The organism is Deltaproteobacteria bacterium, assembly GCA_016930875.1.
In the GTDB taxonomy this organism is placed as follows: domain Bacteria; phylum Desulfobacterota; class Desulfobacteria; order Desulfobacterales.
Genome location: JAFGFW010000042.1, coordinates 1 through 4,536 on the forward strand (window position 1 = coordinate 1; position 4,536 = coordinate 4,536).

General features: G+C 48.8%; 5 protein-coding genes. All 5 read right to left on the reverse strand.

From position 1 onward, the window contains the following. A partial coding sequence (locus JW883_04270) for an FAD binding domain-containing protein (GenBank protein ID MBN1841484.1) occupies positions 1-645 on the reverse strand: 645 nt, incomplete at its 3' end. Continuing rightward, positions 642-1,136: a (2Fe-2S)-binding protein gene (locus JW883_04275; GenBank protein MBN1841485.1), complete on the reverse strand. Its 495-nt coding sequence runs from the start codon at positions 1,134-1,136 to the stop codon at positions 642-644. The genes JW883_04270 and JW883_04275, both read right to left, overlap by 4 nt. Positions 1,137-1,225: 89 nt before the next feature. After that, a complete protein-coding gene (gene pncA / locus JW883_04280) occupies positions 1,226-1,891 on the reverse strand; it encodes a bifunctional nicotinamidase/pyrazinamidase (protein ID MBN1841486.1) in 666 nt (221 codons plus the stop codon). 230 nt (positions 1,892-2,121) lie between these two features. Beyond that, positions 2,122-3,606 (reverse strand): aldehyde dehydrogenase family protein, encoded by a 1,485-nt coding sequence (locus JW883_04285; protein MBN1841487.1) that lies wholly within the window; start codon positions 3,604-3,606, stop codon positions 2,122-2,124. A 338-nt stretch (positions 3,607-3,944) separates the two neighbouring features. Further along, the coding region (locus tag JW883_04290; GenBank protein ID MBN1841488.1) for a TRAP transporter large permease subunit at positions 3,945-4,536 on the reverse strand (592 nt) is incomplete at its 5' end.

A 4,536-nucleotide genomic window follows, 5' to 3' on the forward strand; every position in this document is an offset into this window, starting at 1 on the left:
AGCGATCCGAATGAAGTTGATCTTTCCTTCTCCGTCTTTTCCGGCAAGCAGGGCCATATTCATTCGGGCAATGGCCAGAGCTTTTCGTCTCGCTATTTTTTGAAAATCGGCGTATAAATTTTCGCCCGTTTTCAAAAGAAAGGACACAATGATTTCTTCCGGACGCACTGCACTCCTGTAAGGACCGACAAACAAGTCTTCGATGGAGACCCTTCGTTCTCCGTTGATATGGCGAAGAATGGCTACGGTTTCATGAACGATCATTGGAGGAACGGTATCCGCCGAGGGTGAAGCGTTACCAATATTTCCTCCGATTGTTGCAATGTTCCTGATCTGTTTGCTAGCAAATTTAAAGGAGGCCTTTTGAAGTGCAGGGGCATATCGCCCAACGATTTGAGAGTCGTGAATCTCGGAAAGGGTTACTCCGGATCCAATAGACAAAGCGTTATTCCCTGCTTCAATGCCTGCAATTTCCTCTATGCAGGAAATATCCATAAGATATTTTACGTTCAGCTTCCCGGCACGAAGATCAACCATGATGTCGGTCCCGCCTGCAATGATTTTTGTTTCCGTTCCGTGTTCCCATAAGAACACAAGCGCCTCATCCAGGGTATCCGGCTTCACGTATTCCAAATCCCTTTTCATTTTACCTTCTCCTTGCCGAGCCGTTCAGCCGCGTCCTCAACCGACTCCAAAATCTGCTGATACCCCGTGCACCGACAAACATTTCCTGAAAGTGCATCCATGATTTTCATGCGATCAGGATGGGAATTTTCTTTTAACAGGGAATAACTGCTCATCAGCAATCCTGGAGTACAAAAGCCGCACTGAACCGCATGATGGTCAATAAAGGACTGCTGGAGAGGATGGAGACCGGAATTTTCCTCCAAACCCTCAACAGTTATGATTTCCCTCCCATTGAGCTTTGCAGCGAGCATCAGGCAGGCATTTATGCTTTTACCGTCCACCACGATTGTACATGCGCCGCATTCCCCAATGCCGCAACCTTCCTTAGTTCCCTTGAGCGAGAGACGGTCGCGGATCATCTCAAGCGCCGTCTCGCCTGAATCGACCTCCAGAGACACCTTTTTCCCGTTGACTGTACATTCAATCGGAATCTGTTTGTATGTTTTCATGACACTAGCATTCCTTCCGTATCGGAAAATAACCTATTCTTTGCCCGGCTGCCGTCGTGAAAGGCGTCACCCGTATCAATTTTTTATTTTCAAAGTTCCTTTACTTTCTTCAGGTCCAGCGTTTTAAGAACCGCAATTCCCTCTGCCTTCATCTCTTCCAGGGCTTTCTGGCTGGTTTCCGGGGCCACTCCTCGGCAAAGGTCCTCCACAACAATCACCTTGTATCCGGCTCGGGCCGCGTCTATGGCCGTTGCTTTCACGCAGTAGTCAGTGGCGATGCCGTACACAACAACCTTTTTTACCATATTACGTTTGAGGATTTTGTCCATTTCAGTTTTGGCTCCGCCGTCATCCTGGAAGCCTGAATAGCTGTCAAAGCGAGAATCCTGGCCTTTCTTTACGGTCGCAAGGAACAAGTTGTTATCCACAAGGATCCGGGCATTCTCCGTTCCCTGCACACAGTGGGGCGGCCAAAGAACCTGGGTCCGCCCTTCGATTTGGATGACCTCGAAAGGCTTTTTCCCATCATGATTGGTGAAAAACGAGACATGGTCTCCAGGATGCCAGTCCTGGGTGCCGAAGATCAAAAAGCCCTCTTTTTTGAGAGACTTGGTGGTATCTTCAACCTTATTGACAAAGGGTTCATCGGCACCATTTACAGCGAGAGCCCCTTTTTTCCAGGTCGTAAAATCACCCTGAACATCGACGACAATTACTCCAATATGGCCTTCAGCACCGCAATCAATGCAGGCCATAGGGAAAGGTTTTGACATAAAAAGCCCACAAAGAGACAAAACAATAGAAAGACATATACTTCGTTTCATTGCTATACCTCCTTTTACAAATAGTACATTTATTGAGAATGCAATACTTCCTCTTTTTATCTTATATCTTATAAAACTCTAATAGCCTTATTTTGACCGATGAAAGGTTTTCTGGCCCGGTCAGGTTCACTTAAAACTCTATCCGGGCCAGGATTATAAGTTTATATCCAGCGGGATACCACAGTCTTCTCGTCCATGAAAAAACGCATGGAGGCCATCCGGGACTTGGCGGATCCTACATACGAATCTCGCCGGGAACCAAGGGGGAAGAAGGCGTAGGGCTGAGCTACGCCCAAATTCACCGCAACATTGCCCACATTAGCCTCCCTGATGAGTTTCCGGGCGTTTTTCATGTTGCTGGTCATGATAGCGGCCGAATGGCCGAGATTTGTCTTGGTGTTGATCCAATCAATGGCCTGATCCAGGCTCTCACCCCTGATCAGGGCGGCAACCGCACCAAAGGCCTCCTCCTTGGCCATGGGCATGTCCACGTTCACATCTTCGAGAATGGTCGGTGCCATGAAGTAGCCGTTGGGATAGCCTTCCGCCTTGACAGCCCTCCCGTCAAAAGCCATCTTTGCGCCATCCTGCAGGGATTTGTCGATCCAATCGAGGATTTTGTCCTTTCCACCCTGGGTGGTATAGGGACCCAATTCCGCATCTTCATCGAGACCGTAACCGAGTTTCATGGCCTTGGCCCCTGCGATGAATTTCTCCTTCACTTCGTCGTAAATGTTTCCGACGATGACCACGTTGTCCACTCCGAGGCATCTCTGGCCGGTCATACCGAAACAGGCCCTCAGGAGCCAGTTGATAGAGTCGTCGATATCTGCATCGGGCATGATCACCACATGATTTTTGCCGTTGCCGTTGATGGATGAGGTCTTTCTGAACCTGCCGCAGGTCTCGAAGAGTTCATGTCCGGCCCTGTTTGATCCGATGAAACCAACCCCTTTGACTTCCGGTTGCTCCAGGATCAGTCTATTGATCTGTCGCCCCCCATGGACCATATTGATGACACCCGGAGGGAAACCGGCCTCCTGGGCTACTCTGGATATGGTCTCCGCCGCTATAGGGTCCTGTCTGCTCGGACTGACGACTACGGTACATCCGGCCGCCATGGCATAGGGTACAAAGGAAGACCAGGCGTGCATGGGGATATTGCCCGGGGTAATTATCAAAAAGACCCCGAGGGGTTCCCAAACGAGATACTGGTCGATCCCGTTGGCCAGTTGATCCAGGTGCTCATTCTGTTTGGGCAACCCGTAAAGGGCTGAACAGGCGGATTCGATATTTTCTATGACACGGCTCACCGAACCCCGCGCTTCACCAATGGTTCTACCGTGGTCCTGGGTAAGGATCCGGCACATATCTTCATAGTTTTCTTCAAACTTCGCATGCATCCCAAAGAGCAGCCGTCCCCTGTCCCGCAGGGGAACATACTTCCAAGACTGAAAAGCTTCGTGGGCGGCCTTTACCGCCGCAAGGGCCTCATCCTTTGTGGCGCTGGGGAATTCCGCGATCACCTCGCCGGTTGCAGGATTGGTACTCTCCTGGATATCGGTCGATTTGGAATCGATCCACTCACCGTTGATGAGAAATTTGAGTTTTCCATAATGCTTCTTTACTTCTGTTAATAATGCCATTAAATAAACCTCCTAATATATTTCACGTCTTTTCGACCTGTTATCGTTACATTATCATCAATTGAGACAGGGGTCTGAAGGGATTCTACCATCAGATACGGATAGAGTCAGGCTCTCTAAAGCCCCAACTATCTTTTAACTCCCCTCCTTCCCGGTTAAGGAAAGGTTCAGAGTGACTGTGCCCAGGCCCAATTTATTTCTGCAAATATTTTCCCTGCATCACAGTTAGAATTGCATCACCTTTGGGAATTCCTGATTTCTCTTCTATTTATGCTTCTTTAGCTGCATATTTTAGGCTTCTTCAAGTGTTTGAGACACTAAGCCCTTTACCTGTCGCCCTATCTCGTCATCATGCTCGGCAGCAATAGAGCAATCTTGGGAAAAATGGTAATTAAGGCAACTATGGCGAATATTGCGAAGAGAAAAGGCATAACTCCGCGAAAAATGGTTTCAACAGATACATCCTTTGCCACCCCGGCAACAGTGAATATGTTGAGTCCCATGGGGGGCGTGATCAACCCTGCCTCCATCATCAATACGGCGATGACCCCGAACCATATGGGATCGAAACCGAGAGTGATAATAACAGGGTAGATCACAGGCATAGTCAGCACCATCATGGAAATCGCATCCAGAAAGCAACCCAGGAACAGGTAGATAATAACAATGATCGTGTGAATCAGATATGGGGAAACCGTAAGAGCGGCTGCCCATTCGGCAACCCTCATAGGAATCGTTGAAAGTGCCAGGAAATAACTGAAGACGTTTGCGCCGGCTACAAGAAACAGGACCATCACGGATATACGTACCGCCTCCTGGAGGGCCTCTATCAGGTTTTGTATATTCAGTTTCTTCTTTATGATGGCAAAGATGAACAGAATCGTTGCTCCGATGGCTCCTGCCTCAGTTGGGGTAAAGAATCCTCCATAG